General features: G+C 34.4%; 23 protein-coding genes and 1 tRNA gene. 12 read left to right on the top strand and 12 right to left on the bottom strand.

Annotation, left to right across the window (positions count from 1 at the left end):
• Positions 1–91: 91 nt before the first annotated feature.
• The 5 genes from AO058_RS13415 to AO058_RS13395 all read right to left on the bottom strand — a co-directional run bounded on the left by AO058_RS13415 (position 92) and on the right by AO058_RS13395 (position 5,379).
• Entirely contained in the window at positions 92–754 is a 663-nt protein-coding gene (locus AO058_RS13415) for an ATPase (protein WP_075327039.1), read from the bottom strand.
• The gene (locus AO058_RS13410; RefSeq protein ID WP_075327038.1) at positions 738–1,490 is read right to left on the bottom strand and encodes a hypothetical protein; all 753 of its coding nucleotides are present in this window, start codon (positions 1,488–1,490) and stop codon (positions 738–740) included. Before AO058_RS13410 ends, AO058_RS13415 begins: the two co-directional genes overlap by 17 nt.
• Before the next feature lie 2 nt (positions 1,491–1,492).
• Complete coding sequence (locus AO058_RS13405) at positions 1,493–1,774, bottom strand: helix-turn-helix domain-containing protein (protein ID WP_034892262.1); 282 nt, start codon at positions 1,772–1,774, stop codon at positions 1,493–1,495.
• A 251-nt stretch (positions 1,775–2,025) separates the two neighbouring features.
• Complete coding sequence (locus tag AO058_RS13400; protein ID WP_034892266.1) at positions 2,026–2,859, bottom strand: RteC domain-containing protein; 834 nt, start codon at positions 2,857–2,859, stop codon at positions 2,026–2,028.
• A gap of 102 nt (positions 2,860–2,961) precedes the next feature.
• Entirely contained in the window at positions 2,962–5,379 is a 2,418-nt protein-coding gene (locus AO058_RS13395) for a bifunctional aminotransferase class I/II-fold pyridoxal phosphate-dependent enzyme/GNAT family N-acetyltransferase (RefSeq protein ID WP_034892269.1), read from the bottom strand.
• Positions 5,380–5,604: 225 nt separating this feature from the next.
• Between AO058_RS13395 and AO058_RS13390 the strand changes: the two genes are divergently transcribed.
• Genes AO058_RS13390 through AO058_RS18730 form a run of 3 tightly spaced genes read left to right on the top strand, consistent with a single transcriptional unit; the run spans position 5,605 to position 7,432 of the window.
• Positions 5,605–5,976, top strand: a complete 372-nt coding sequence (locus AO058_RS13390) for a DUF7793 family protein (protein ID WP_034892272.1) — start codon at positions 5,605–5,607, stop codon at positions 5,974–5,976.
• A gap of 20 nt (positions 5,977–5,996) precedes the next feature.
• Positions 5,997–6,920 (top strand): helix-turn-helix domain-containing protein, encoded by a 924-nt coding sequence (locus AO058_RS13385; protein WP_075327037.1) that lies wholly within the window; start codon positions 5,997–5,999, stop codon positions 6,918–6,920.
• Positions 6,921–6,967: 47 nt separating this feature from the next.
• Positions 6,968–7,432 (top strand): DUF6520 family protein, encoded by a 465-nt coding sequence (locus AO058_RS18730; RefSeq protein WP_232228837.1) that lies wholly within the window; start codon positions 6,968–6,970, stop codon positions 7,430–7,432.
• A 73-nt stretch (positions 7,433–7,505) separates the two neighbouring features.
• Here the strand turns inward: AO058_RS18730 and AO058_RS13375 are convergent, their stop codons facing one another.
• The 4 genes from AO058_RS13375 to AO058_RS13360 form a co-directional block, all read right to left on the bottom strand.
• Positions 7,506–10,355 (bottom strand): M16 family metallopeptidase, encoded by a 2,850-nt coding sequence (locus AO058_RS13375; protein WP_083634186.1) that lies wholly within the window; start codon positions 10,353–10,355, stop codon positions 7,506–7,508.
• A 3-nt stretch (positions 10,356–10,358) separates the two neighbouring features.
• Positions 10,359–11,753, bottom strand: a complete 1,395-nt coding sequence (locus AO058_RS13370; protein WP_075327035.1) for a RagB/SusD family nutrient uptake outer membrane protein — start codon at positions 11,751–11,753, stop codon at positions 10,359–10,361.
• 9 nt (positions 11,754–11,762) lie between these two features.
• Positions 11,763–14,759, bottom strand: a complete 2,997-nt coding sequence (locus AO058_RS13365) for a SusC/RagA family TonB-linked outer membrane protein (RefSeq protein WP_075327034.1) — start codon at positions 14,757–14,759, stop codon at positions 11,763–11,765.
• A gap of 150 nt (positions 14,760–14,909) precedes the next feature.
• The gene (locus AO058_RS13360) at positions 14,910–15,107 is read right to left on the bottom strand and encodes a hypothetical protein (RefSeq protein ID WP_075327033.1); all 198 of its coding nucleotides are present in this window, start codon (positions 15,105–15,107) and stop codon (positions 14,910–14,912) included.
• A gap of 375 nt (positions 15,108–15,482) precedes the next feature.
• On the opposite strand from AO058_RS13360, the gene AO058_RS13355 reads away from it, so the two are divergent.
• From AO058_RS13355 to AO058_RS13335, 5 genes are all read left to right on the top strand, one after another.
• Positions 15,483–15,761: a hypothetical protein gene (locus AO058_RS13355; RefSeq protein ID WP_075327032.1), complete on the top strand. Its 279-nt coding sequence runs from the start codon at positions 15,483–15,485 to the stop codon at positions 15,759–15,761.
• Between the two features lie 213 nt (positions 15,762–15,974).
• Positions 15,975–16,532: a hypothetical protein gene (locus tag AO058_RS13350; protein ID WP_156858147.1), complete on the top strand. Its 558-nt coding sequence runs from the start codon at positions 15,975–15,977 to the stop codon at positions 16,530–16,532.
• 140 nt (positions 16,533–16,672) lie between these two features.
• Positions 16,673–17,461 (top strand): hypothetical protein, encoded by a 789-nt coding sequence (locus AO058_RS13345; protein ID WP_075327030.1) that lies wholly within the window; start codon positions 16,673–16,675, stop codon positions 17,459–17,461.
• A gap of 5 nt (positions 17,462–17,466) precedes the next feature.
• Positions 17,467–19,281 (top strand): DUF262 domain-containing protein, encoded by a 1,815-nt coding sequence (locus AO058_RS13340; protein WP_075327029.1) that lies wholly within the window; start codon positions 17,467–17,469, stop codon positions 19,279–19,281.
• Between the two features lie 155 nt (positions 19,282–19,436).
• A complete protein-coding gene (locus tag AO058_RS13335; RefSeq protein ID WP_075327028.1) occupies positions 19,437–20,489 on the top strand; it encodes a PIN domain-containing protein in 1,053 nt (350 codons plus the stop codon).
• 134 nt (positions 20,490–20,623) lie between these two features.
• Here AO058_RS13335 and AO058_RS13330 read toward each other — a convergent pair whose 3' ends face one another.
• On the bottom strand, positions 20,624–21,667 hold the full coding sequence (locus AO058_RS13330; RefSeq protein ID WP_083634185.1) for an XRE family transcriptional regulator: 1,044 nt from the start codon (positions 21,665–21,667) through the stop codon (positions 20,624–20,626).
• An 8-nt stretch (positions 21,668–21,675) separates the two neighbouring features.
• A complete protein-coding gene (locus AO058_RS13325; RefSeq protein WP_156858146.1) occupies positions 21,676–22,314 on the bottom strand; it encodes a hypothetical protein in 639 nt (212 codons plus the stop codon).
• A gap of 346 nt (positions 22,315–22,660) precedes the next feature.
• On the opposite strand from AO058_RS13325, the gene AO058_RS13320 reads away from it, so the two are divergent.
• From AO058_RS13320 to AO058_RS13310, 3 genes are all read left to right on the top strand, one after another.
• A complete protein-coding gene (locus tag AO058_RS13320; protein ID WP_075327978.1) occupies positions 22,661–23,305 on the top strand; it encodes an alpha/beta hydrolase in 645 nt (214 codons plus the stop codon).
• A 152-nt stretch (positions 23,306–23,457) separates the two neighbouring features.
• Positions 23,458–24,144, top strand: coding sequence for a GNAT family N-acetyltransferase (locus tag AO058_RS13315; RefSeq protein ID WP_075327025.1), 687 nt, complete (start codon positions 23,458–23,460; stop codon positions 24,142–24,144).
• Positions 24,145–24,304: 160 nt separating this feature from the next.
• Positions 24,305–24,967, top strand: coding sequence for a DUF6904 family protein (locus AO058_RS13310; protein WP_075327024.1), 663 nt, complete (start codon positions 24,305–24,307; stop codon positions 24,965–24,967).
• 872 nt (positions 24,968–25,839) lie between these two features.
• On the opposite strand, the gene AO058_RS13305 is transcribed toward AO058_RS13310, so the two are convergent.
• Positions 25,840–25,913: transfer RNA gene (locus tag AO058_RS13305), tRNA-Met, on the bottom strand.
• Between the two features lie 182 nt (positions 25,914–26,095).
• On the opposite strand from AO058_RS13305, the gene AO058_RS13300 reads away from it, so the two are divergent.
• Positions 26,096–26,485 carry an START-like domain-containing protein gene (locus AO058_RS13300; protein ID WP_075327023.1) on the top strand — a complete coding sequence of 130 codons (390 nt, stop codon included), beginning with the start codon at positions 26,096–26,098 and terminating at the stop codon, positions 26,483–26,485.
• The last annotated feature ends 9 nt before the right edge of the window (positions 26,486–26,494 follow it).

Raw genomic sequence — 26,494 nt, 5'->3', positions numbered from 1 at the left:
TTAAGGATATATTGTTTTAGATGATGTTTGGAATTTGCAATTTACCAATATAGAAAAGTTGAGTATTTTTATAAATTAATTCTTTTTGAATTCACTTCCTCTTATCCCCAGCATTCTTATCAAAAGCTACTAAATTAAATAATTCACGCATCCGGCTACGAACACGGTTACCATAACGTTCTTCCAGTTCTTCTGCATTTAAATTCGTGGTAGCGTGTGTCTTTAGTTTTTTACGGGTTTCAAGAAAGAGTTCATACCGGGATAACAATACTTCACCCATAACGTTTAAATCCTTACCATAAAATCTTCCGGGGGGTTCCACCCCCAGGTCGTCAAAGCAGAAAAACTTCGTGCTGCCATAATCTTCAATGGTTTTATAGCCTATATGGTTGAAACTAAAGGTAACATTTCTGCAGGGAATCATTTCATAAGGGCGTTGCCTGGGAACCAAATGTCTTAATAATTTCATTAAAGAGGTTTTACCGCAGCCCACGGGTCCTGAAAGTAAGATTCCCTTATTGATGTCAATGTCAAATCTTTTACAAGTAGCTTCATCTCGTATGAAGTACGATGTGAGCTTTAACAGGACAGTTTTATCTTTTTTATGAATTTTAAATCGGTTTCCGAATAGCAGCTTTCCTTTTGCATTTAGATAAATCAAGATTTTTGGGAAGTCATAATGCACACAAGTCCCGTCAAATTTTCCTAAAGAATACTCAACGCCACCTTCGGTAATTTTAGAGGGGTTGTCCATAGTCTTTATCTTTAGTGGTTCTTAGGTTGTCCCTGAAATGGGATGCTTGCCTTTTATTTAACTTATTTTTTTCTTTCATAAGCGATTTTTTCTCGACCCAGTATTTCGCAAGAGCTCTCCAATCTCTCACAGCAGAACCATCACTTGTCTGCCACTGCCTGTGTTCATAATATTCGTAAAACTCTTTTGCATATTCCGGGTTAAAATTTTTTTCACAAAAAAAATCCAGTACGATTCTCAAACTGTTTGGATGTTTATTATGTTTTATTGGTTTAGTATTGTTTATAGTAGGTACCAACGCTTGTCCACCTAAGGGACGCTTCGAGTACATAGCTGGTCCATTATTGGGAGGGTACCGATTCATTATAGGTTCTGTTATGGGATGGTAGCGTTCCGCAAGTTGTTCTAATTTGGGATCGTAATGGTCTTGCTCAGGTTCATCACCTGTCCCAATAATGGTCATCTTAATTTTACTGCCTTTGTAAGGATTATTTGATGGGAAGTAGCTAAGGTATTCCCAGGTATCAAGATCGGTTACACACCTGTGATAGGTAGATTTAGAACCGATCTTGGCTACTTGCATTAAATCCCTGCGGTTTACAAAAAAATCCTTTGCAAACCGGCTACTATTCCATTCCTGGAATAAGGCCATATATAAGCTAATATGGGTAGGATTCAAGCGATCATCATAATAGAACTTCTCAAAAGCGGCGTTTAATTGCTTGATATAGTTCATTGCTATAGATCTAAATTAAGTACACGATTCTCTTCCATGACCTTTTGAATTTCAGCAGCATCGTAATAAATAATACCTCCTATCTTAGTATAGGGTAGCGTCCCATTTATTCGTAAATTTTGAAGCGTTCCCGGGCTTATTTGTAAATAATCCATGACCTCTGCAGATTTCAGGTATTTTTTTATTTTACCTGATTTTTGCTGGTTCAACAGTTGTTTAATGTCTTCGAGTAATTCCATTTTGAAATCCTGAAGATCGTCTGTAGTAATAATTGATGTTGGCATAATAGAACAAATTTTATGGCTCGGAACATTTCATTTGTTTGTTCCTGACCTGGTTTATAATTGTTCTATAAAATTGAAATTGTTTGCAGGAAATAATTCCCTAGGTTTTTCGTAGTACGAAAAAGTTTAACGTTTAATAGAAAATGACGAGGATTGCTATAATTTGAGGTAAAGGTAGGAGGGAAGTAGCAGAAATTCTTTGTAAAATTAATGTAGAGCTGATTTTCGTAGTTACGATTTACTTCGAAAATTCACCTTTCATCATCCTGGCGCATTTTTGCTTCCAATTTTGCAGCTATTTGGTGAAGATATTTACTTCTAGGATCTTTTCTGGCTCTCATCTCACCATATGTTTTATGATAGTTATCGAGCTTAATATTAAAAAAATCTTCAAAGGCAGAGATAAGCGTTTTAAGATCCGCAGTCCCATGGTTGATATCTCCTTTAAGATATAAACTATAGATTACCTCTACTAAAGAAGTTTTGGATCCGGACCATCGTAATAAATTTGGTTGGCGTTCCCGGAAATTCCCAATGCTTCCGGGCTGTATCAATTCTAATTTCTCTCGGATATAATGGATGTACCTGTATAAAGCCTGGACTTTAGACCAAAGCATATCGTGGCTGGTCGAAAATTCAGGATTTTGATAATAGTTAATAGTTGGGCTAAAGGAGAAATCCATTTTTCCACTGCGACTGAAAAATTGTGGATCCAGGTAATTGTGGTTTTGCTCCATATAGTTGACAAAACTGTTATTTTCAGAAAAAAATCTATTGATCTTTTTAATCTCCTTTTCCAAATAACGAACTTTATGAGAGTTACCGACTTTCGGGAGCTTTAATTCACAAGACCTGACTTCGGTAAAATAAATAAGATAGCTCATCGGGAAAGGTTTTATATTTTTAAAAAACTCAATTTCCGCTTGAGTATTTTCAAAATCATTCTTATCAACTTGCTTTTGTAATTTGGAAAGAATTTTAATACATAAACTAATGCCATCTTCAGCTTTCTTCAAATCAGATTTACCTGACTGAATTAGGCTTTCAACATTTTCGCTGAATATCGACATTGTTTTCTCGAACATGAGATTTGTATTTAATAAAAACAAATAATGCCTTTGCTGTGCTATTTTCAATACGGCTTTTTATAGGGTAAATATTAAAAAATATGCTTCAAAGGGGGGGTGTTAATCTTTACGTAACCAATCTAAAGCTTCAAGACTAAAGTTGTCATCCGCTTGAACATAGGCTATTTTAGGTATTAAAGTGGCTCCCAATTTCTTTTTTTCAAAACTGGCGCTAAGGCCAAAATTAATTTTTTCGAACTTTAAAATCCCGGCCGTTTTTATTGCCTGGAGTAAAAGCTGGCGATAGACATTTAATTTTTCATTATATTCATAATCCACGCCTACAAAAGCGGGTATGAAAGTTTTTCCAGATCGCGTTATAAACATCACACCTACGATCTTATCCAATGCGTCGGGATTATCTGCTTTAAGATATAATGTTAGAAAATCCCACTTCGGACTTTTAACCATTTCAGTAAATAGCTTTTTAGGAAATTTAAAAGTGTTAATTCCTAAATTGTTACTCCAAACCTCTTCAAATAACTGGTAATATTTGTCAATTTGTTCTGGGGTAGGGGAGCATACGATCCTGGTTTTAAAATAGTTCTCAAATGCCTTGATATCCTTTCTGAAATGTTTCCTGGAGCGTTTACTGAGTGTGGAAATATATTGTTCTTCATTTCGCCAATTGAAATTGGCAATTTCACAGGAATCGGGCATATCTATGGAAATAAAACCTTGTTTGTGAAGAAAAGTGTTCAACGTATTTGTTTTTTTAAAATCCCTTAAAATGATGAGTTTAGCCCTCACCTTGGCCTTTATTTCATCAATTTTCTTCAGAAATAACCGCATCGAGCGAATATGTAATGGATGATCATCGTCTAAAAACAAATGGGCTCCCTCTGAAAAAACCGAGCCTAAGGATAAAACGACATCGGTCATATAATAGGGATCCTGTTCACGAATTTCTTCAATGGCTTTCGAGGTATTTGCATCAGAAAGCATATCATTTTTTAAAAGCGCACTGGTAAGGGGTGCCGCCAATATCATTTTTCCTGTTTTGTCCTTTATCGTAATGTAATGGAAGCCCCAGTTATGCTCCTGTAAATTATTATTGGTAAACACTTTCTCCAAAAAATCAAGACCATCCCAGTCAAAAGTACCTTTCCCGGAAAAGCAGGTATCCCATTCCAGTTTATTTGTTTGTTGAATGGTTTCGAAGTATTCCAGGTTTAGCTCATCCATTTGAGTAGTTGGAAGATTGGTTTTTTCGGTTGTTTGAATTCCAAATGATTTGTAAATCCTGTTTAAATCAGTATGGGTTTCTTCCATTGCTATGGGAAAGTAAAAGCTCATCGCATCTACCAATGCTTTTATATTTTTCATTTCATTATGTCTGGAAATCGTCACCCTAACCCCGGTATTTTTAACCGGAACTGCCGGAAACAAACCAAGATTGACAAAAAAACCGGCCTCCATCATTTTGCTTACAAAATTATACCCTGTAGCCGGGAGCCCTGTACCAATATAAAATACCGGGGAGGTATTCTTATGTACCAGGGGTAAATTCGAAGTCTCTAACAGTTGATTAAAGTAATCAATTTTAGCAGCTAAATCTGACTGTAGTTCATAGATTTCAGGGGAGAGATGAATCTCCGCAGAAGCAGTGGCAGCAGCAACTGAAGCAGGTTCTAATTGGGCTGAAAATGTAAGGGGTCCTCCGAAATTTTTAATTTTTTTATGCAATTTTTTATCAGGACATACCAGCACCGCACCACTAGCCCCAAAAGTTTTACTCAAAGTGCCGAATAATAGTATATTCTGCGGAAGCTCTTTCAATTCAGACATAACATACCCCGAACCGTGTTTTCCTTTCCAACTCATTCCGTGAACATCATCAATGTAAAGATGTAACTGCGGGTACTTTTTGGATAACTCCATTAAGTCTTGTAAAGGGGCATAATCCCCATACATGGAATAAACCCCGTCTGCCATATACCAAATTTTATTGGCCTTATTTCTTAAGTCTTTGATATAATGTTCCAACATATCCATATTGTTATGCCTGATCATCCTTACTGTTACCCCTTTTGATTTTAAAACCTCCGTGGCACTTTGTACACTCCAGTGTACCTGGTGATCCAAGATCACCGCATCACCAGCTCTTACAGCAGTGGGAATGACTGCTAAATGTCCAAGTGTACTATTTTTTGTAATGAGTATGGGATGCTCGTACATTTGGAAAATTTTTTCTTCTAAGGGCGCATAGAGCGGGTGCGAAATATATGTTTTGGACAAAGGAAACTGGGTTCCGTATTTTTCAATAGCATTTATTGCTGCGCTTTTTAACCTTTTATCTTGTTCAAGGCCTAAATAACCCGTTGTACCGAAGTGATAAGAAGGTTTCCCGTTGATGGTTATACGCCGTCCGTTTAATTCATTGCCTTCTGCATGGAGATGGATTACCCCGGCATTTGTTGCATTGGTGATTACTTCATCAACCGTATCCAGGAAATTATTGTGTTTAACCTTAGCCATAACTTTTGATATGAAAATTTCCATTTCAAGCTATGATAAATATCTATTATAATTTTGACCGTTATAATAAAAAGTCTTTTCAGAACAGTTATTCGGCTTTTCGTTCAAATGCCATTAAAACCTATGAGAATAACTTTATAACATAGTGCATAAAATCAAGGAAAATGTTCTGGTAAGACGTATTGAAATTTTGTTTTATATTAGTGATATCCAAATTATTACGGGATGGTTGTGGATGGTACCTATGCAAAAATGTGGATTTCCAGGGGGATCCTTTACTTTGTCTATAAAGAAATTTATGAGATCAATAGGAGTATGGCCAAACAGATCGTAAGCCAGCGGTTACAGCTGCAAAATGAAAATTCATATCCTATATTTTGTGACCTAAGGGCTGTCACCATCGCACAAAAACAAGCCAGGGATTATTTGGCTATTGAAGGTGCATATATGACAACGGCACTCGCCCTACTCGTTGAAGATGAGCACGCCATGGCAATCGCCCAGATGTATATTAAAACAAATAACCCGGCTTATCCTACCCGAGTATTTACTGATAAGGAAAAGGCGCTTGCGTTCTTGCAGGACTATAAAAAGTAACCATTAATAAAATAATAATTATGGAAAAGGAAATCAGCAACGAAGAGAAAATGAGATTCAATTCTTTGTACCAGCAGATCATTGAAATTGCCTGTGGTAATTTTATGTTACGCCAGGAACCGTCCGGTCGTAGGGATCCGCTAGACACTATTGGTGTATTGCTAAATATGATGTCCGAAGAAATTTATAATTCCTGTTTCAAACCCCAGCAGCGGGAAGAACACCCGGAATTCCATTTTTCAATATTCCTGGATGAAAATTATCATATAACTTCCTATACTAGCGAAACTCCCAAGATCCTGAAATGGGATGAGAAAAAAATTGATAGACCAATTTCAGAAATTCTTTCCAATAATTCCGTAACTGTTTTAAAAAAGGAACTGGAATTAAATGATGGAAAACCTTATCAGCGATTAATTACTTTAGACTTTCTAACTGAAAATAAAAGTCTATATAGGACTCCCTGCACTATTCAGAAGATGACAGGTATTAATTCAGACTGTTCATATGTAATTACCGCTTTTCGTTTCGAAAATAGGATTGAGGAGGACGAGAAAGATAGTAACCCAGCCAGGTCTTCAAAATCAGGAAGGAAGGAGAGTGCCGCAACAAAAATACTGCTAAAGCAAGTACGTCTTTATATTCTCCGGAATCTGCATACTGAACTGCCATCCCTTAAGGAATTAGGACTTATTCACCGTACGAACAAAACTAAACTCAAGGAAGAATTTAAGAAAATGTATGGCACTACCATACCCAGGTTCCATATGAAAAAAAGACTTGAAAAAGGTGCCCTTTTAATTCGAAGTACCGAATTGCCTATTTCCATAATTATGCAGAAATGCGGTTTTAAGGATCATTCACATTTTTCTAAAAATTTCAAACTTCAATATGGTCAGACGCCTTCGCAGTATAGAATGGAAAATGCCTGGTCCATTTTATAACAGAATAGTTTTTCGGCTTTAGCGACCATTTTTTTTGAGGTTATTTGATGAAATTTACTATTGTAAATGATAGTAGCCTTAAGCTTATACTACTTTCAAATTTCAGTATTGTACTGGAATATTTACACCATAAAAGAAAAGTTACAAATCTTTTTGCGCAGAAAGTAGGAGATGCCGAAAATCCTTCAAAGAGTAGGTGTATATTAAAACTTTTTATTATGAAATATCTAAAAGTAATTTTACCGATGTTGGCAATAATATTTGCCATAGGATTGACCTTTGCAAGCGTTAATTCTGAGCCAAAGCCAGATGAACAAACTACTGATTTTATTTATCTGGGTAATGATAATTGGCAGTCGATACCTGAGCAGGAATGCCAGGGAACCGAGGAAAACTGTCGAGTTCAGATTGGTGCAGGAGGACCTGTCTATGATGTCTATGATGAAATGGATCTTGGTACAGTAAAGTTAAGTCCTGCAGATCAGGAGCCTACTGTAATTAATCTTGATTAAAAAGTAAGGCTTGAATATTAACCCATTGGAGCACAGCTGCAATGGGTTAATTATTGATAATTTTAAGAAAACATTATTCCATTTTTAACTCGTGCATGTATTCTGGTTTTAAATATGTACTAGCTGTTTGAATGATTTCTTTAAAGGTTAGGTCTTTGAGATAATTTTCTATAGCTGATGATGCTATCGGAGGCTCCTCAAATCTGTAATACTTATACAACTTCTTCGCAATATAAGAAGGCTGATTGAGTGCCCGTGGTGTGTAAATGGATCTTATTCTGGTTTTTTCATTTTCAAATACTTTCTCAGAAATATTACCCTCTTTTAAATTTTCAATTATTTTTTTGGTTTTTTCTCTTATGTTAGGTAACTGTTCAGGTAGGCAACTGAAACGGAACTGTATTTCAAATCGCTGTGCTCTTCTGTTAAAATAGCCACCAGCACTAAATTTATATAATGAAAGTTCCTCTTTGGCCCTTAAATCATAAACTAAACTATTAAGCACCATTCCTAAAACCCTTACTTTCAATTCTTCTTGCCAAACTTTTTTGCTTGAAGGCTTATGAATAAATCTTATTCCATAAAATGAATTTTCTGTTCCATAAAGGTCTGAGGCGCTTAGCTCATAATATTTAGGACCATCAGGTATCTCAATTGTTTTGTTTTTATCAGTACAAATTGTTCTTGAATTTGAGGGAATATTTCCTACATATTTCTGAAAAGCGGTGAGCACCGAATCACTATCAAAATCACCTGTAACAATAAAAGTGAAGTTCCCCATATCCCCAAATAGTTCTTTATAATTTCTATGGGCTACATCCAAATTTACCCTTTGAGATGCTTTTACCAAATCTGAGGCTATGGGAAGCCTGGTGGAGTCTCTCGTTACTTTTTTCAAAGCATCAATAATGTCGTTTGAGGGGTTTATAATATATTTTGCATCATGTAAATACCCTTTTTTCCAGTTTTCAAAAGCTCCCTGGTCCTTACGAGGTTTTGTAAAATATAAATATAAAAGCTGAAGAAATTCATCTAGTTCTTTAATAGATACTTCAGATTCAAAACCACTTTCATTACTGAAGATATAAGGATTAAACCCCATTTTTATTGATTCTGTGTTTTCATAAAAATTTTTAAAATCCTTCTTTTCATAAGATCCGACTCCTAAACTTCTTATAATTGATGTAGCAAACATTGTACTGTTGTATTCTTCTTTCGGAAAACAAGAAGCCCCATATGGCGAAAAACCCCGAATGGTCAAAGTATTTGAACCTTTGTTTGTCATAGGTTTTAAGATGAGCCTTGATCCGTTCTGTAAGGTATATACCTTAGAATCCAATTTGCCTGCTTCACCTTTCAAATTTTCTCCTGTGGGAAGACAATCTATTTGTTTCCGGGTCAGTAAATTTGATATATCAGTTTTGGGCTCATAAGGATAAACTTTTTCTAAAGATTTTTTCTCTATTAAATCTTGTGTATTTTTTTTAGAGGTTAATGGAGATTCGCTATTCGGAGGAAATATCATTCCTATTTTGTCTGGTAAAGGTTTTATTATTTCCTGTATTAGACGATTTATTTCTTCCGCGGAAAGTTTTGATAGCCAATTTGTAATGATTTCATTTTTATTTGACGGTAGGGCTTCACTGTTTACAGAATAGTTTTCTATTTCGTTTACCCAATATCGGTTTTTTGAAGTATTATAAGATTCTAGGGTTTCTAAAATATTATCCTTTGCGTTTTTAAATTCTTCTTCTGTAATTCCATATTCTACGAATTGTCTTAAAATATATAAAGTATTCTCCAGCGCTACTTTTTCATATTGCAATTCAGTATTGATAGTAATAGTTAACATATCTGAAGGAATATCCCAGACCGGGGTGTATGAACTATAGATAGTTGTTCTATCGTCTATCTTAGAACTTTCATTAAACCTCGTTTTAAGTATATCCGTAACAATTTCTCCTTGTATTTGTCTTTGTAGTCTGCCCAACCCTTCATCCTTTTTTTTGTCGACCTTATGCTTATAAAAAAGATACATGTTGACAGCTTTAAACTCATATGAAGAATTTCCATTTGAATTTCGCACAACGCTTGTGAAATTCTTTTCACTCTTTGGATTACTTTGTTCCTTTCCTTTGGGGTCTACTTTATTTTGTGAGGATTTTAATTCATGGAAAATGGATTTAATACTTTCTTCTACTTTTTCAGTATTATTAATATTTCCAACAATTACCACTACCATTTGATGGGGTCGATACCATTTTTTATAGAATTTTTGTAAATCCTGGTGCGGAAAATTTCTATTATGTGAAGAAAAAGATTTTTTGCTATTAACTCTAGAAAAGAGGGTGCTGTGCACATCATTGTACGCTGTTTTTTGAGCACGACTGGCCACACCACCTCGATATTCCTGCAGCAGTACACCTCTTTCCCTATCTATACTTTTTTTGGTAAGGTCCAGACCTGAAGCAATGTCTTTAAACCAGAGTAAGCCAGTGTTAATTGCCTCCTCATTTTCATAGGGAACATTATAGAAATATCGTGTAACCCCGGCACCTGTTCTTCCGTAAATATCATACATATTCATTCCAAACTGGCTCAATATTTTAGAATTATTTTTAAGACCATCAGGGAAATTAGCGCTCGGTCTAAAGGATAGATGTTCAATATGATGAGCGAAATTTAACTCATGTTGTTGCTCATCTTGGGATCCTACTTTTACTAGAAAATTCATGGTTATTTGTTGATTAGAATTTTCCAGAGGTTTTATAAAATAAGTAAGGCCATTATCTAATACACCTGTTCTTATGCTTTTATCCAGTGTCAAACTATCCTCAGAATTATGGGAAGAAGTTTGTGCTAACACTGGTAGAATCCATAAGAATATCAAGCTCCAGACTACTAATGTTTTTAATGATTTCATAATTTAATATCCAGGATTTTGGGTTAGATTAGGGTTCTTCATTCTTTCCTCTGCAGGAATGGGATAAAGTAGGTCTGTATCTTCCCATAATGGGTCATTTTCCCACAAAACTTCATACCTGCCTGTTCTTTTAAGATCTAACCATCTATGACCCCATTCGGTAAATAATTCTTTGCTCCGTTGCTCCATTATTTCATCAAGAAGTACTTCGGTTTCGAGATTATTGGTATTAGAAAGTGGTGCCAGGCCTGCTCTGTGTCGAATGGTATTAATATCTTCTATTGCACCGGTAAAATTATCTTGCATAAGTCTGGCCTCAGCCCTTATTAAAAACTGTTCGGCTAATCGTAGCACCATAGAATACTCTGTACTTGGCTGCTCATTACTATTCCATATTTTGTATTTATAGGGGAAGTAAGCGTTAAGGCTTTCATTATAGCTGATCCAGTTTGAAAATCGAGTATCATCCTCATTAAAATTTTCGATAAAATTTTCATCTAGTTGAACACTCGTCAGGAATGAAAAAACAGGATCTATAATAAAATAATTACCTTCATTGGTATGGGTCGTTGCCGTTCCTCTTCCTGCGGGAGATATTTGCCAAATAGCTTCCTGGCTGTTGGCCAGAAAAACGTCGTTCAATTCTTCTAATAAGACATAGGAGTTATTCGAAATCACCTGACTGCTCAATTCTTCAGCCATTTGCCACTGCTGGTTATAGAGATGAACCCTGGCCAACATTGCCATTGCAGTATACTTATTCACTTTTGTACGCATATTACCGTTTTCTCCTGGTAATAATTCTATTGTTTTCTCTAAATCCAGGGTGATTTGGGTATATATATCCTCCGCATGGGTTCGAAAAGCAAGTTCATTTTCTTTGTAGTTTGTTGTAAGTATGAGAGGAACATCTCCGTAAAGATTAACCAAATTGAAATAGGTAAATGCCCTTATGAATCTTGCTTCTCCCTCTAACTGACTTTTAACCTCCGATCCTATATTTTCAGATGATTGCAATCCTTCCAAAAAGGCATTCGTAATGTAAACCATATTATATGCACTGTTCCAAAGGAACAAATTTGAGGTGTTTTCAGAAGTTATTTGGTGTTGATGAAATTCCATACGAGTAAGGTTGGTTTCCCTTATATTTTTTAAGAGGTTTCCCGACAAGGCACCTAAAACTGTTACACTATATGGAGAACCATCACTAAATGATGTCGTAATTAACTCGTTATAAATCCCTGTCATAGCGCTTTTAGCCGTTTCTTCACTACTAAAAACATCATCTCTTATAATTTTATAATCGGGGGCATCAACCTCCACAAAATCTTCGCAGGCAATTGAAATGGAAGCGATAAAAACTACAATTATCTGTTTTATTCTTTTTTTAATGAACATAATTTTTAATTAAAAGTTAAACTGAAGACCGGCAGTTACTGTCCGTAGGTTTCCAAATGAAGTGTTGGAATATGAAAGTTCAGGATCTAAACCTTCGTAAGGAGAAATTGTAAACAAGTTCTGCCCCGTAAGAAAAAATTTTCCATCCCTTAATCTTAATCCGGATGATTGTAGAAGACTTTCCGGTAAATTATAGCCTAACGAAAATGTTTTTAACCGTAAGAAGGAAGCATCCTGGATAGGTAAATTTGAATTTATAGCATGGTTATAAGCTTGACTGAAGGCTGGTAACTGAGATATTCTTTGGAAATCTTCGCCTGAATTTAAAGCGTCTAAAACTACATTCCTTTGATTGGCAGGCCTACCGGCATTAAAAAAGGAAGCAATACCTTCATGTTTTACATATTGTAATAAGAACTGGAGGCTAAAATTTTTAAACCTGAGGTTATTATTTATTCCACCGTAATATTCTCTGGTTAAATCCTGGATTACTACCCGGTCTTCATAATCAAAACTTCCATCACCATTAATATCCGCAATTTGATATAATCCCGTTTCTGGATCAATTCTTTCATATCGATATAAAAGTGATATGTTTACAGGATGACCAATTCGATAAGTATTGGCATACGAGGACTGTTTAATTTCCGGATAACTTACTAAGCTGTTTTTCGGAATACTAAAATTCAATGAAGTCTGCCAGCGAAAATAATCTGAGTTAAAATTCAAAGAAGATATTTCCACTTCCCAGCCGCTATTTTCTACTGTGGCGGGAAGGTTTGCCTGAACTGTACTGAACCCCGTAATAGCGGGCAAGGGATATCCTACCAATTGGTTGGAAGAACGGTTGCGGTACCAGCTTATCCCAAGATTCAGTTTGTCTTTGAAAAAACCTAAATCCAGTGCGGCTTCCAACTTTTTGTTAACTTCCCATGAAAATGAGGGATTAGCCAGGGAAACGGGGTATAATCCTCCAGGGCCAGGGGTTGCCTCGTATGCATCCAAATAACCGTAATCGCCAATCTGATCATTTCCAGTACTACCATAACTACCCCTTAATTTTCCAAATGATAGAAATGGCAGCGCATTTGTAATTAGTTCTTCCTCGGTAAAAATCCAAGCTGCACCTATGGCTCCGAAATTCGAAAAACGGTTTTCCGGACCGAAGCGGGATGAGCCGTCACGTCGGCCTGTGAAATTTATAAATACTTTTTTCTTCCAGTTTGTTCCTATCCGGGCAAAGACTGCAGCATATCTGTACTGGTTTGTTTGGCTTGAAGCATTAATTACCCGTTCAGCTGCATCTAAATTGCCAATAAGTGATTCCGTTACATAACCGGATCCCTGGTATCTAACTTGGCTATTCGTATTTTCCTGAAAGGTTCCACCTATTATAGCATCTAAATTGAAATCACCGAAATTGTCATTAAAGATCAACTGAGGTTCAAGAATCCAAGATTTTCTTTGGGAATTTAAATGAAAAGAATTGTTAGGTTCTCCTGCCGAAGGATTATATGACCTGCCCGGGCGTTTCATTAACTCCTGACTTTCATAATATGTATAACCAGCATTCAATCGTACCTGAAGGTTATTTAGAATTTGGTAGGATAGACCAATGTTGGACAATAGATTGTTGGTTTCCGCTCTGCCACGATTATAGTAACCGGCTAGTGGGTTTTCTAAATCTGATACAGCCCATTCTTCCCAATTTAAACTACCATCTTCAGTAAAAAGTTCAGGTGCATTTGGAGGCAATAGAACTGTTGAAGAACTTATACTATTGCTCCAGAAAAGATCATTTATATCAACCCCGTAATTAGCAGAAAAATTAAGTTTTAGTTTTTCATCTTCAGATGAATGGTCAAGGTTAAAATTACCGGTTATTTTATTGTAAGTATTGTCAGCTGGATAGACCGTACCCTGAGAAAAATAAGAACCACCTAATCTAAAGAAAGTTTTATCGCTCCCTCCTGAAAAGGAGAGATTGGCATTGGTGGTTTCAGCAGTTCCACCATAAAGGAAGTCTTGCCAGTCGGTGTAGCGATCTTGATCCCACGTTACCAAATCATATGCATTTTGCACTGTAGGTTCAACCCCGTCGTTTTCAAAAGCTACTTTTCTTACTTCCAGATATTCTTCGGTATTTAATAGGTCCAGTCGATTGGGAACTGTGGTTACACCGGTATAAAATCGGGCCTCTAGACCTGTTCCACGTTGTTTCCCGGTTTTAGTGGTAATCAAAACAACTCCGTTGGCCCCACGCGACCCGTATATAGCAGTAGCATCGGCATCCTTTAAAACTTCAATACTTTCAATATTGGAAACATTAAGGTTGTTAAGAGGGTCTAAACCGGCATTACCGATAATGGAATTTGTTTCTACTGGGGTAGAATTAATAGGGACACCATCAATAATATATAACGGGTAATTCCCTTCTTCCCGAAGGCTATTTGTTCCCCTTATTCTTATGGTGGAAGCTGTGCCTGGGTTACTGCCTCCAGGAGTAATTTCTACCCCGGCCATTCTCCCTTGTAACGCCTGTATTGGGCTCACCACCGGCTGTAATTCTATTTCCTCAGCAGTAACTTTAGAAATATTCCCTGTACGCTCTCTCTCTGTAGTGCTATAATACCCAGCATTAATCTTCACTTCACCAAGGGCAGAAACATTTTCCTCTAATTGAATGTTAATTTCAGCGTTGTTATCTACCGAGATTTCTACTGTTTTAAAACCTATATAAGAAAAAATCAAAATGCCATCGGCAGGAGCGGTAATGCTGTATTCGCCATCTAAATTGGTGACTACACCGCGCGAGGTATTCTTTATTATTATGCTCACGCCCGGGATAGGCAAGCCGTTTTGATCTTCTACTACACCCGAAACCTCTTGCTGTTGCAAGGGCAGGGGAGTAGCTGTTGCTGCATTAGCAGTTTTGGACAGGAAAAAGAGTATCCCGCCTATAATAATTAGCGCCACCCATTTAAGGCGCGAGTAATTATTTTTCATAATTTTACGTGTGATTTAAGTGAAACATTGTTTTACTTAAGCCCAGGCCTTCCCCACTCAGACGCCAATCTTTAGTATGGGGAGGGCTTTTTTTGGCTTAATTCAAATTGCCCCTTTCCCCGAAGGGGAAGTAATTTTTTTATGAAAAAATTATGGGGAATCCCGGCTCCCTATAGCCGAAATTGTAAACCTAATACTCGTTTTCCCAAACCAGCCACCCTTTGTTCCCCCTTTGGGGGCTAGGGGGCCGGTTTCCCAACCCACGCTGTAAAAAAATTGTAGGGTATCACAGCACCCACGGGATTGTAAAATTTTAGCCTGTCCCGCAACAAGCTTAAGATTAGACATACTTTTAGATAACCAAAACAGTTATTTTGGTGCTGCGATACTTAAAAAATTGTAGAAAATCACTTTGAAAATTATGAAGAGAAACGTACCTGTTTTGCGAAAACAAAAAGGCGTGGAGACTCAACTTACTGCGCGGGCGGTACTGGTATACCTTTGGAACAATAAGAGAGCCCACGCCCGGGTCGTGAGCATCTTGCTTATTCTCTCGTTCCAATTAAAATTACCAGTTTTCCAGCACGAGATTCAAAGCGAATGCTTCTAATATTTTTCTCTAAGAAGTTTCGCAAATATATTAATATGAAGTAAATATATAAAATTATTTAAAGTAAGCCAAATGGTTTACTTTATTTTTGTGCTGTTTTTGGAAATTGCCATATGGCTGAGCTTTCCAAAGAAAATATAATCCTTGCTAATAAGATTGCTACAAGAATAAAGAACCTTCGTACAGAAGTTACGGGTTCGAAGCAAATGGATTTTGTTAGAAAATATAATATTGAGAAGCAAACAATAAGTCGGTGGGAAAGTCAGATTACAATTGATAAAAAAACTGGCAAAAAATCCGGTAGAGGTATTACTATATATACCGTTGAGGAGTTCTGTAATCTTATAGATATAACACTAATGGATTTCTTTAATGACGACTTATTTAAATAATTCGCTTTACGGTTTTCCGTAACCTTCTTTTATTTTCATGTTTTATATTTAGCGAAACCTGCGTTTATCTCGGGGTATTTATTATTAAAAAGCAAATTAATTAGGATATAACGAGTTGTAGTGCATTAAAAATATACCCATTATTAGGTATTGGATGACAATACTTTGCAGCATATATTTATGAGAAAATATACTAACCAAAAACTTAAAATTATGAAAGCTCAAAGACTAATCATTTGTTTAATGTTCCTGCTAATAGGAGGATTTTCTTTCGGACAGACTATTTCTAATGATAATATGACGAGTAACAAAGGTGAAACTAGGGCCAAAGGATCTTATCATTTATACAAATCAGGAAACAATATTAAATTAGATGTAAATTTTGATGTTCGTAAAAGCGGAATGTCAGGAACAGGTAAAGGTGCATACGGTTTTGTCATTTTTGATGATAATTTTGAACCTGTTTTCGAAATTAATAAAGGATTGACTGTTGGTGCAAGAGTACCACAAGGAGTAAATTCTAAAGATTGGAATCAAAGTTTAACTATAACTGGCGAAAAAGCCAGGAAGATGGAAAAAGAGGGTGTCATATTGGCATTTAATGTAAATGCTTTTTCTGATAAGCTTGGTATTCCGACTAGTCTTAATGAATGGAAGGATGCAGTAACGGAATCTCTTAATTTTGGAAATGAAATTATGGATTTAACAGTTGGGGAATCAATGAAAAGAGGGGATTGGAAATTTGTAAAACTGCTTGCTACTGGTAATTAAAAACGCACTACAACATTTCGTGCTCGCTTGCTGTGCCTGATTGTCCTGGTGGAAATTAAGGCTGGCAAGCAGCACTGTTTTTATACGAGACGTTACCTGCAAGGCAAAAAAATTATATATTTATCAAAATTTTTGATTAAATGCCCAATCCATATATAGATAATGCTGAAAGGTGGTTATCTCTTTCTGAAATAGATTATCTCACTCAATTTGTAAAATCCTGGATTCCGTTTAATGCTTGGTATATGAATATGTATCCAACTTTAAGAAGGGATAGAGAAATAATCGAGGAAATTAAGTCAAACTCAAATTTGTTTAGAGATAGGCTGTTAGCTTTATTAAACGGTCAGGATAATGATTCTTTAATTTTCAAGGGACATCTAGCAAAACTTCATAAAAAACTAGAGTCAAATTATCTTCCTAATGCAGATAATAGAGTCAGTTTTACATCTGTTACGATAGAAACAAATCCAGAAACAGTAAAAACTCTTAATTACCGAAGATGGACTTATAAAGTAGAGTTAATTAGAAGTCCTCAGGGAAATAATATAAATTCTTTGGTTACAAATAGCAATCAAACTACTCAATACACTTTTAGTCAAAGGAAATTTGACTTGACAGGAATCATCAATCATCTAAATAGTAATTCCAATTTAACAGATGTCCAGTGCCGTTGTCTATTAGAGACATATGAAAAAATTAATCCCAAAAAACCCACTAATTTGATCTCTTCGAATAGAAGGGGAATTGAGGCAGGAGATATAATTTTAATTGAAGACACTGAAAAGTTGGTTAAAGGTATCATTGAAATTATCTATAAACTGAGAAATATTTTATTTCATGGAGAATTGATCCCAACTAAGGAAAACAAGAAGGTTTATGAACCAGCCTTCTACATGCTCAATACATTAATACAAAGTTTAAAATAAAATATATGCCATCAGCAGCAAATAAGATAGACGCAAATGATAAAACTCTTAGAGACATACTGCATTCTAAGAAATACACTATCGACTTTTTTCAAAGAGAATATAAATGGGAAAGTAAGCATATAGAACAATTATTAATGGATATTGAGGAAGCCTTCAATGACAATTATAGATTAGGAGATAAAATTTCTGATGTTTCGAATTACAATTCATACTATATGGGTCCACTCATATTTTCCGAAAAAGGCGGAACTTCTTCTATTATTGATGGACAGCAACGGTTAACATCCTTAACATTACTTTTAATCCACATAAATAATCTACAAAAGGATAGAAATGATAAAGAGCCTGTCGACGAACTTATATTTTCACGCAAACATGGAAGAAACTCATTTAATATTGAAGTTCCAGAAAGATTTGATGTTCTAAACTCATTTTATAAAGATGAAGCTTTCAATATAAATGATATTCAAAATATTACAATACAAAATATATATGACCGATATCAAGATATCAAAGTTTCATTTCCGGAAAACCTTAAAGAAGAAAAGCTTCCGTTATTCATTGATTGGTTAAAAGAAAAATTAATTTTTGTAGAGATTGTAGCCTATTCAGATAAGAATGCTTTTACCATTTTTGAAACAATGAATGATCGTGGTTATAACTTAACACCGAGCGAAATGTTAAAAGGCTTATTACTTTCAAAAGTTGAGAAGGAAGAATTCTTAATAGAATTGAATAGCATTTGGAGAGAAAATATTTCAAAATTACATTACTTTTCTCGAGATGAAGACTTAGAGTTTTTTAGAGCTTGGTTTAGAGGTCAATATGCTGAATCCATGAAAAAGTCTACTTTGGCAGGTACTGCTAGAGAAGATTTTGAAAAAATAGGTACAAGTTTTCATAGATGGGTAAAAGAAAATACCAAAAAATTAAAATTAAAAACAGAAGAAAATTATTATTATTTCGTGAAGAGCGATTTTGTATTCTACTCTGACCTCTATTTACGTATCAAAAAAATGGAACGTTATCCGACGAAAGGCTTCGAAATAATAAATTATCTAACGAATTACACAATAGCGTCTTCTCTATCCTATCCTTTATATCTATCATGCATTAAGAAAACTGATTCTGAGGAGCTTATTAATGATAAACTAATTATAATTGCTGATTTCATTGAAAGGTATGTAATCCTAAGATCTTCACTCGCTCAACCTATTTCCCAAACTTCAATAAGATATTCTTTTTTCAATACAATTATAAAAGAAATAAGAGATTTAGATTTAGATGATTTGAAAATTAAACTCGATGGTATTTTGGATCAATACAGGGAAGGTTTTGAAGAAATGAAATTTATTGCTCAGTATAATTCAAATAGAAAGTTCTTAAAGTATTTTATTACTAGAATCACATCCTTTTTAGATTATTTGAGTGGCAATTCAAGTGATTTCTATGATCTTATATCAGCTAGAAGAAAATCAGGATCAAATCTAGTTTCCTTAATGGAGGACAAAGACAAAAAGAAATTTAAAAATGATGATATCTTTTATGCTTCATTCAGTAATATAGGTGCAATTTCTTTAATTAGAAAAGATGCTGAAGATGTTGAGTTATCCGAGATAAATGTTTTATATAGAATTCTAAATAGAATACCTTTAGAGCAAGAAGAAGAACACAGGCTATCCAATCTATTTAAAATCCCTAATACAAAAGAAATAGGTCCAGATTGGTTGAGGGAGAACCAGGAATTCATTCAAAATGTAGCTGAGGAAATTTGGAAAAACACTCCACTTGGTGTTCCGTTTATGCCCAACAGGTAACAATGGTTCCTTGCCAATAGCCGGCACCGTTAGAAAGAAAATAATTAAATTGAGCAATAAACCAATACAAAGTTGGCAAATCTATGTATTTTAATCATCTAACTAGCGAACGAACCATTAGCGGTAATCTTGAAAACGGCATTTAAACAAAATAAATGGAGCACATAATTCTCGATACTAACATATTTTTAAAAGAGAATTTTCTTGAAGGGAAAAGAATCCGCCAATTATTAAAGCTATCTGAAGAAGAAAAAATAAAAATCGTTTTAACCGAGATTACAATCGGAGAAGTTAAAAGTAATTTTAAGAAAAATTCAAGACAAGCACTTAATAATTTAGCTGTTTTTAGAAAGCCTTTTGAATCAAGAGTTTTAAGGAATAATTCGATCGGTAAACATTTATACGACCGAATTGAAAAAAAAATGGTCGAAAAAGAATTTAATGATGAATTTGATAGGATTTTAACCAAATCAAAAGTTCTAATTATCGTGTACTCTGAAATTAATATTAAGACAGTTTTCGATAGTTATTTCAAAAATAAATATCCTTTTAGTGGAGGAGATAAAAAAAATGAATTTCCTGATGCGTTTGCTTTGGCTTTGATAGAAAAGTGGTGCACTGAAAATGAAATAAATTGCACAATATTTTCTTCTGATAAGGATTTCTTGAATTTTGAAAGCGAGCATCTTAATATCACAAAAAATTATGAGACTTATCTAGATGAAAAATTAAAATATTATCTGGAGCATCGAATTTCAATACTTGAAAAATTATTCAAGCAAAATTCTGAAAAAATTGATAAAGAAATAGAAGAATGGTACAGAGATAAATTAGATGACGATAGTATTTACTACTCAGTTATTTGGTATGAAATTCAAGATTTAGAGGTAACTGAAATATTAATCAAAGACAAATCATATCAAATTGTTTCAATTGAAGATGAATCAATAGAAATTGAAATTGAAGCAAATTTGACATTTAAAGTAGAGATTGTAATTGATGATGAAGATTACTCTTACTACGATATTGATGATAAGCAAAGACACTATTTCCAAACAAAAAGAGTGGAAATAGAAAGAGATACAACGGCGACCATATCTGCTCTAGCTCACATAATTAACAAAGATGATTATGATGAGGAGTTTGAGGTTTTAGAAATAAATATGGATACGGATCTAAGGATCGAATCAGACGAAGAAGACTACTGATAACAAGTCGGTTTACCGCAAATTAAGAGTCTCATCGAAAAGTGTAATTTTAGAAACCAAGAAAGAAAGATTAAGTCAAAAATTGCATCCCTACTCTGCTCACTTTAGACACCCCTTTCTACAATTTAAACAAGTTAAACCAGAACCCGAAGATTATTGTTTTCATTCAAGTATAATTTATCAAACTCTCCTTCTGTAATATTCAATAAAGCTGATAATTCTGATTTTGAATATTCTAAATCATTTAAATGCAAGTCAATAATTTCTCGAACTAATTGAGCTTTCTCTACAGGAATAAAAACTGGTTCTTTTTTTCGATAACCCAAATAGCTCATTTGCTTCCATAAATAATGATATTGATTTTGAGTTAAAAGTGATAATTGTTTATAGGATTTGACTAAAATAGCCTGCATTGAAACTTTCCAATACCTTTTTAATTCTGCAAGTTTTTCTATATTAATCTTTACTAAATGAGGTTTTATTTCTCGACTCGGAATAAGTAACTCACTTGCAAACAAATGTGCTTCATCTTCAATATCACGACTTTCATCAATTTTTTGAGCAAAATGCATAATTAAATGTCCAAGTTCGTGAGCCAAATTAAACCTATGCCTATCTCCAGACACATATTTATTTATAAAAATCACAGGGATTCCTGATTGACTAAAAACACTCAAACCATCAAGTTTACCCAAGTCCATTGGAATAACAACTATTCCATTATCTTCAATTAATTTAGTAAGATTTTCTATCCGGCCTTTTGGAATCTTCCAAAATTCTCTAATATAATTAGCACATATTTCTGGGCTTCCATCAAAATTACAATTCCATTTAGGCAAATTTGGTTCTGGTAATTCAATGGAACTAATCATTTTTTCTAAATGCCATTCCAAAATGGTCATTTTAGATTGCTGCTTTCTTACTTCTTTTTGAGGTAAAGTGATTTTTTTTCGATAATGTCCTGAAATTAAATGGATGTCTTTTTTTTGATAAAAAAAATTTATTGGATAATTTAAAACAGTGGCAAACCGTTCCACTAAATCATCATCTATAGATAAGAATTCATTTTCAATTTTTGAAAGTGTTCCTTGTTTAATGCCCAATTTAAGAGATAAATCTTTTTGACTTAGACCTCTTGAATCTCGAGCCAACTTTAATATTTCTCTATTTATTTCCAAAGTTATATTTAGTTATTATCTGTTCCTGTTCCTTTGTCTTTGTTTTTCCCAAGTCCTTTCTTTAAACGAACTCTTTTTTCTATTATCTTATGCGCATCATTTTTACTTGACTCAAAATCAATTGAAAACTGTTCATAAGAATATTTTCCTGCTTCATCATACCATTCCAAAGTATCTCCATTCCAACAAGCTAGATAAATACCACTAAGACTAGTCCAAGCTTGATTGGGAATGTATCCAGCAAAAAGAAAAGTTGGTTCATCTGGGAATCCTAAAATTCTCTGCTGACCTAAATATTTTTTATGTTGCGGAGTTAAATAAGAAGAAACAGCAAAATTTTTATTCATCTTCTTAAATCGGACAAATAATTCATCATTCACATTTATTCCGAAAACCTTATTAAATTCACCGACTTGAAGATTTCCACGCTCCGAGAAAAGGTCAAGGGTGTTTGCCCTAATCATATCGTGAATTATACAAGCTTTAGTTCTTGGTTTGAATTCAACATATGGAGTAATTTCGCTACTAATGAACTCATTTATTTTCATAAAATCATTAAAGCCTTTTTCTATACACTGGACTAATTCTGAATGAAAAGGTTCTATAATTTCTTTAGAGTCTTGTAAGGAGCGAATTTTTCTGTCCATAATATAAAGTTTTATAAGACAAAGGTATTTTAATTTTCCAATAAACAATAAAAAATATTCCAAATTTTATTAAAAAAATATTCCTGTTACGAAAAAATTTTACTTAGGAAAAACAATGATCTCGTCTCTCAAAAATTAATATTTAATATTTAAAGCGTTGAATTTTAGATGGTACTATGAGAAGTGAGGTTCTCTTGGTGTGAATTTCGCCAGGCTTTATGGTTTCCTATATTCAAATTTAATATTAATTGTAGCTTTATAAAATTCAGTTTATTCTGGTAATCTAATTTATTAAAAGGCTATTTTAGGCGAGATAATTGTGGAAAAATTAAAAAAATATCATTTAATGAAAAGTCTTTTATTAATTGGAATTCTTTTTTGCTCCTCATTATATGCTTGCGGACAATCAAACCAAGACCGTTTCATTTTCTTTCTACATAACCGCTTTTTGGAAGAAAACGGTCTTGATGAATCGCATCCAGAATTTGGGAGAACCGAGTATAAAGAAATTTTAGAAGAATTTGAAAAGACCGGTTTTAAAGTTATTAGTGAAAAAAGAAACGGTAATGTGAATTCTCGGGATTATGCCTTCGAAATTGTAACCCAAATAGAAAGTTTGATTTCAAATGGAACAGATCCTGAAAAAATAACAGTAGTGGGAACTTCAAAGGGTGGCTATATAGCGCAATATGTTTCAACTTTTGCAGATAATCCTAATTTGAATTTTGTTTTTGTGGCAAGTTTTAGGAATACCGATTTGGAAGCCATATCGGAAATAAATTATTGTGGTAATATTTTAACCATTTATGAAAAAACTGATCCGTTTGGCGTTTCAGCAATTAAAAGAAAAGAAAATTCAAATTGTAAAATCAGACACTTTAAAGAAGTGGAATTAAATACGGGATTGGGACACGGATTTTTGTTTAAACCACTAAAAGAATGGATTAAACCAACAATGGAATGGGCGAAAGGAAATTACGAACTGAAATAACGGTTGGTTGACGATACCTAAAGTTATCTTCCTTTTATCTGGATTTACGTAATCTCCTTTTAATAAATATCTATAGCTTTAATAAATTGAATTTATCCTGGAATTTTAGTAGGGATATTACTTGTTAGCTTTCATTTGAAAAAATCGTTTAAATGACTGAAAGAGAAATAAGGAAATATATTGACCGTCTTAATAAGGGAAAGGCAGGTGAATCAATTTTCACCCGACAAATTAACAAATATGTTGATGTTGCTAAGGTATGGCCGGAACAACCAAAAATCACAGATAAAATTATTGGGAATTCTGGTTCATACAGGTTTTTTTTCCTAAAAAATGAATCAAAAGAATATGTAGGGGCTGTTCTCGACATGTACAGCGATTTACATTGGTACATAGTTCCAAAACACAGAAAGAAAGGATATTTGACCAAAGCATTAAGGGAGGCAATTCTTCCTTATATTTTCTATGATGATCGAGAAGTTCAAAGATTAACTATTGATTACTGTGCAATAGGAGATAAAAATTATTCAGACTCTAGAGGTGTAGCTATCAAACTTGGATTTAAAGCAATTAACGAAATAGAAACAGAATTTGAATTAAATAAAACTGAGTTTAATTGGAATAATGAAAATCTCAATGAAACAGACTCGGATATTAACCCGGATAGGTTTGAAGAATTAAGGCGAAGAGCATTTTTTGCTTATAAAACACTTTCTAAAATTAGTGATGAACTTTTAATGTCTGTTGATGATGATAAAGAACTAAAAGAAGTTGCAGATGAAGTGAGAAATTATACGTGGAAACTTGAAGATCTTGAATGGGAAAAAATGAAAAGCTAAGAGAGTATAAAAACAATCCTCAAACCTGTCTCGGATTGAAGCTCCGTGCTCGCCTTTCCCGGGCTTCCATAACTATCAAAAATTTGGTGATTACTAAATATACTAAATTGATTTAAATGGTGATATTTGAAAAAAGAATACAAAATTAAAATGCTCTTTTATGCTTCAAAGTAACCCAACCAAGAAAGGGACAGGAATAGAATTATGGGGTGATTACGGTGACCTAACAAGCCTCTATGAAACCATCCACAAAATAGGAGAGCGGTTAAATGAATATAAGAAGGAAGAGAAGGGACAGTCAGATATAATAATGGGCTTTGCTTATGAGATTCGAAAAGCTTTCCAGCATTCAAGGTTAAAAGAAAAGTTTGTTTTTGATTCTGAAAATAAGGTTGAATACTTCGGCTTCAGATACCTATGGACAGACTTACTTTATTTGATTTCTGTTCTTCGCTATAATGCAGGTTATGTAGTGCTGGATGCCCTGGATCAGGCAAACCTTTATATCCTCGAATATAATTGTAAAAAAGCCTTATTGGAATATGATCCCCAGGGGGCACAACAAATTCAACTTTTCATCGGTCAAAAAATTGATATACATAATAACCTGGTTTTTTTAGTGCTGCAGGGTATTAATATAGAATATTTGAGCAAGACCCCGGGAAAAAGAAGGTTTCGTGGTATACCAGATTTATTAATTGCATATTCCCAATTTTCACCGGCTTATAAAATGTGGAAGTCTGATATGGTAAGTAGGGCCAAGGAATTAGATTGTAGAGTAGACCAATTAAATTATGATGATTACCCTGAAATAGTTTGGTAATCGTTAAGTAAAAAAGCAGCCCATCAAATAGAATTGATTTTTAAATCTACAAAACTATCTAAAGCTGCTTTTAAAAACCGTTGCATAAGGAACTGCAATCCAAAGTCGTTAAGGCTCATAAAATAAGTCTTATACCATCACCAGGGAGATGCCATCCGAGGCTGAATATAAGACTCAAAGTTTTTATTGCTCAATTTAAAAAGTAAATGTATGCAAAACCTCCTTTTTCGGGAGTTTTTAATCTCGGTGTTGGAAATGGAGCGGTTTGGAGACTCTCGCCTCCGCGCCACATAAATTTAAGCCCCGCCTCACACGGAGCTTAATTGCAGATTAATATCAGATAACGCCGTCCTTATCAGCCGAAAGTTGCCCCCATCATCTGCCAGGTGTTGGCCACTCCTTAACCGCTATCTTCAACTTAGGATAAATATAATAATTGACTAAATAGTTTATATATGTTTTTTAGTGGATAAGAAATAAGAGAAGAAGATATTATTCAGCCTGCCATAATTAAAATCTTACCTTTTTAATTTTAGAAAAATGTGCTTAGAAGTAGGAGAATTTACCGTTGCATGGTGGGGGAGTGGGAAATAATGATCTTGGGTATATTCAATAACGACTATAGGTTACATCGCGAAACTGTTTGGTGGTACAAGTTTTCTCCTGGTAAACCCATAGTTATATTGAAAAAGATTGCCTTCTAAAATTGGATTTTCCAGAATAAACCTAAAATTCAGTTTCAATTGCTATCAGTTGGTGATATTTCAAATGACTCCTAATGAATTATTGAAAATAGACCAAATTCTGTACTTATTCTGTACTAGGTACAAAAATAAAAAGCCTCACATCTCTGTGAAGCTTTGTTATTACTGTAGCGAGACCGAGATTTGAACTCGGGACCTCCGGGTTATGAATCCGACGCTCTAACCAACTGAGCTACCTCGCCGTAATTTTATGTAAACTGCCTGTTGGCCTGACTTTACAAGCATTCTTGCTGGTTGTGAATGCGGGTGCAAATATATAAACATTTTGTATTGACGCAAACATTATTTTCTAAAATATTTAATTTGTTTTCTTTTTATCTTTCTAATTAATATCTATATTGCCCGAAACTAATTAAACCTAAAAATGGAAGATAAGATAAAGTACGAAATGGAATTTCCCATTCAGGCTTCTCCTTCATTGTTATACCAATATATATCAACCCCCTCAGGACTAAGTGAATGGTATGCAGATAATGTGAATTCACGGGGCGAATTGTTTACTTTTATTTGGGAAGGAAGTGAAGAGAAAGCCAAATTGGTAAGCAAAAAGAGTGATGAGCGCGTAAAATTTAAGTGGCTTGACGATGAAGACACTCCTTATTTTTTTGAAATAAGAATCCAGGTAGACGAAATTACCAAAGATGTTTCTATAATGATTACCGATTTTGCCGAAGATGAAGATGAAATTGAAGAAGGCAAAATGCTTTGGGAAAATATGATCTCTAACCTTAAACAGGTGTTGGGATCTGCTTAATAATCTTAA

Source organism: Salegentibacter sp. T436 (genome assembly GCF_001932675.1).
In the GTDB taxonomy this organism is placed as follows: domain Bacteria; phylum Bacteroidota; class Bacteroidia; order Flavobacteriales; family Flavobacteriaceae; genus Salegentibacter; species Salegentibacter agarivorans.
The sequence above is the reverse complement of the archived record's forward strand: the minus strand, read 5'-3'. Positions and strand labels throughout refer to the sequence as shown.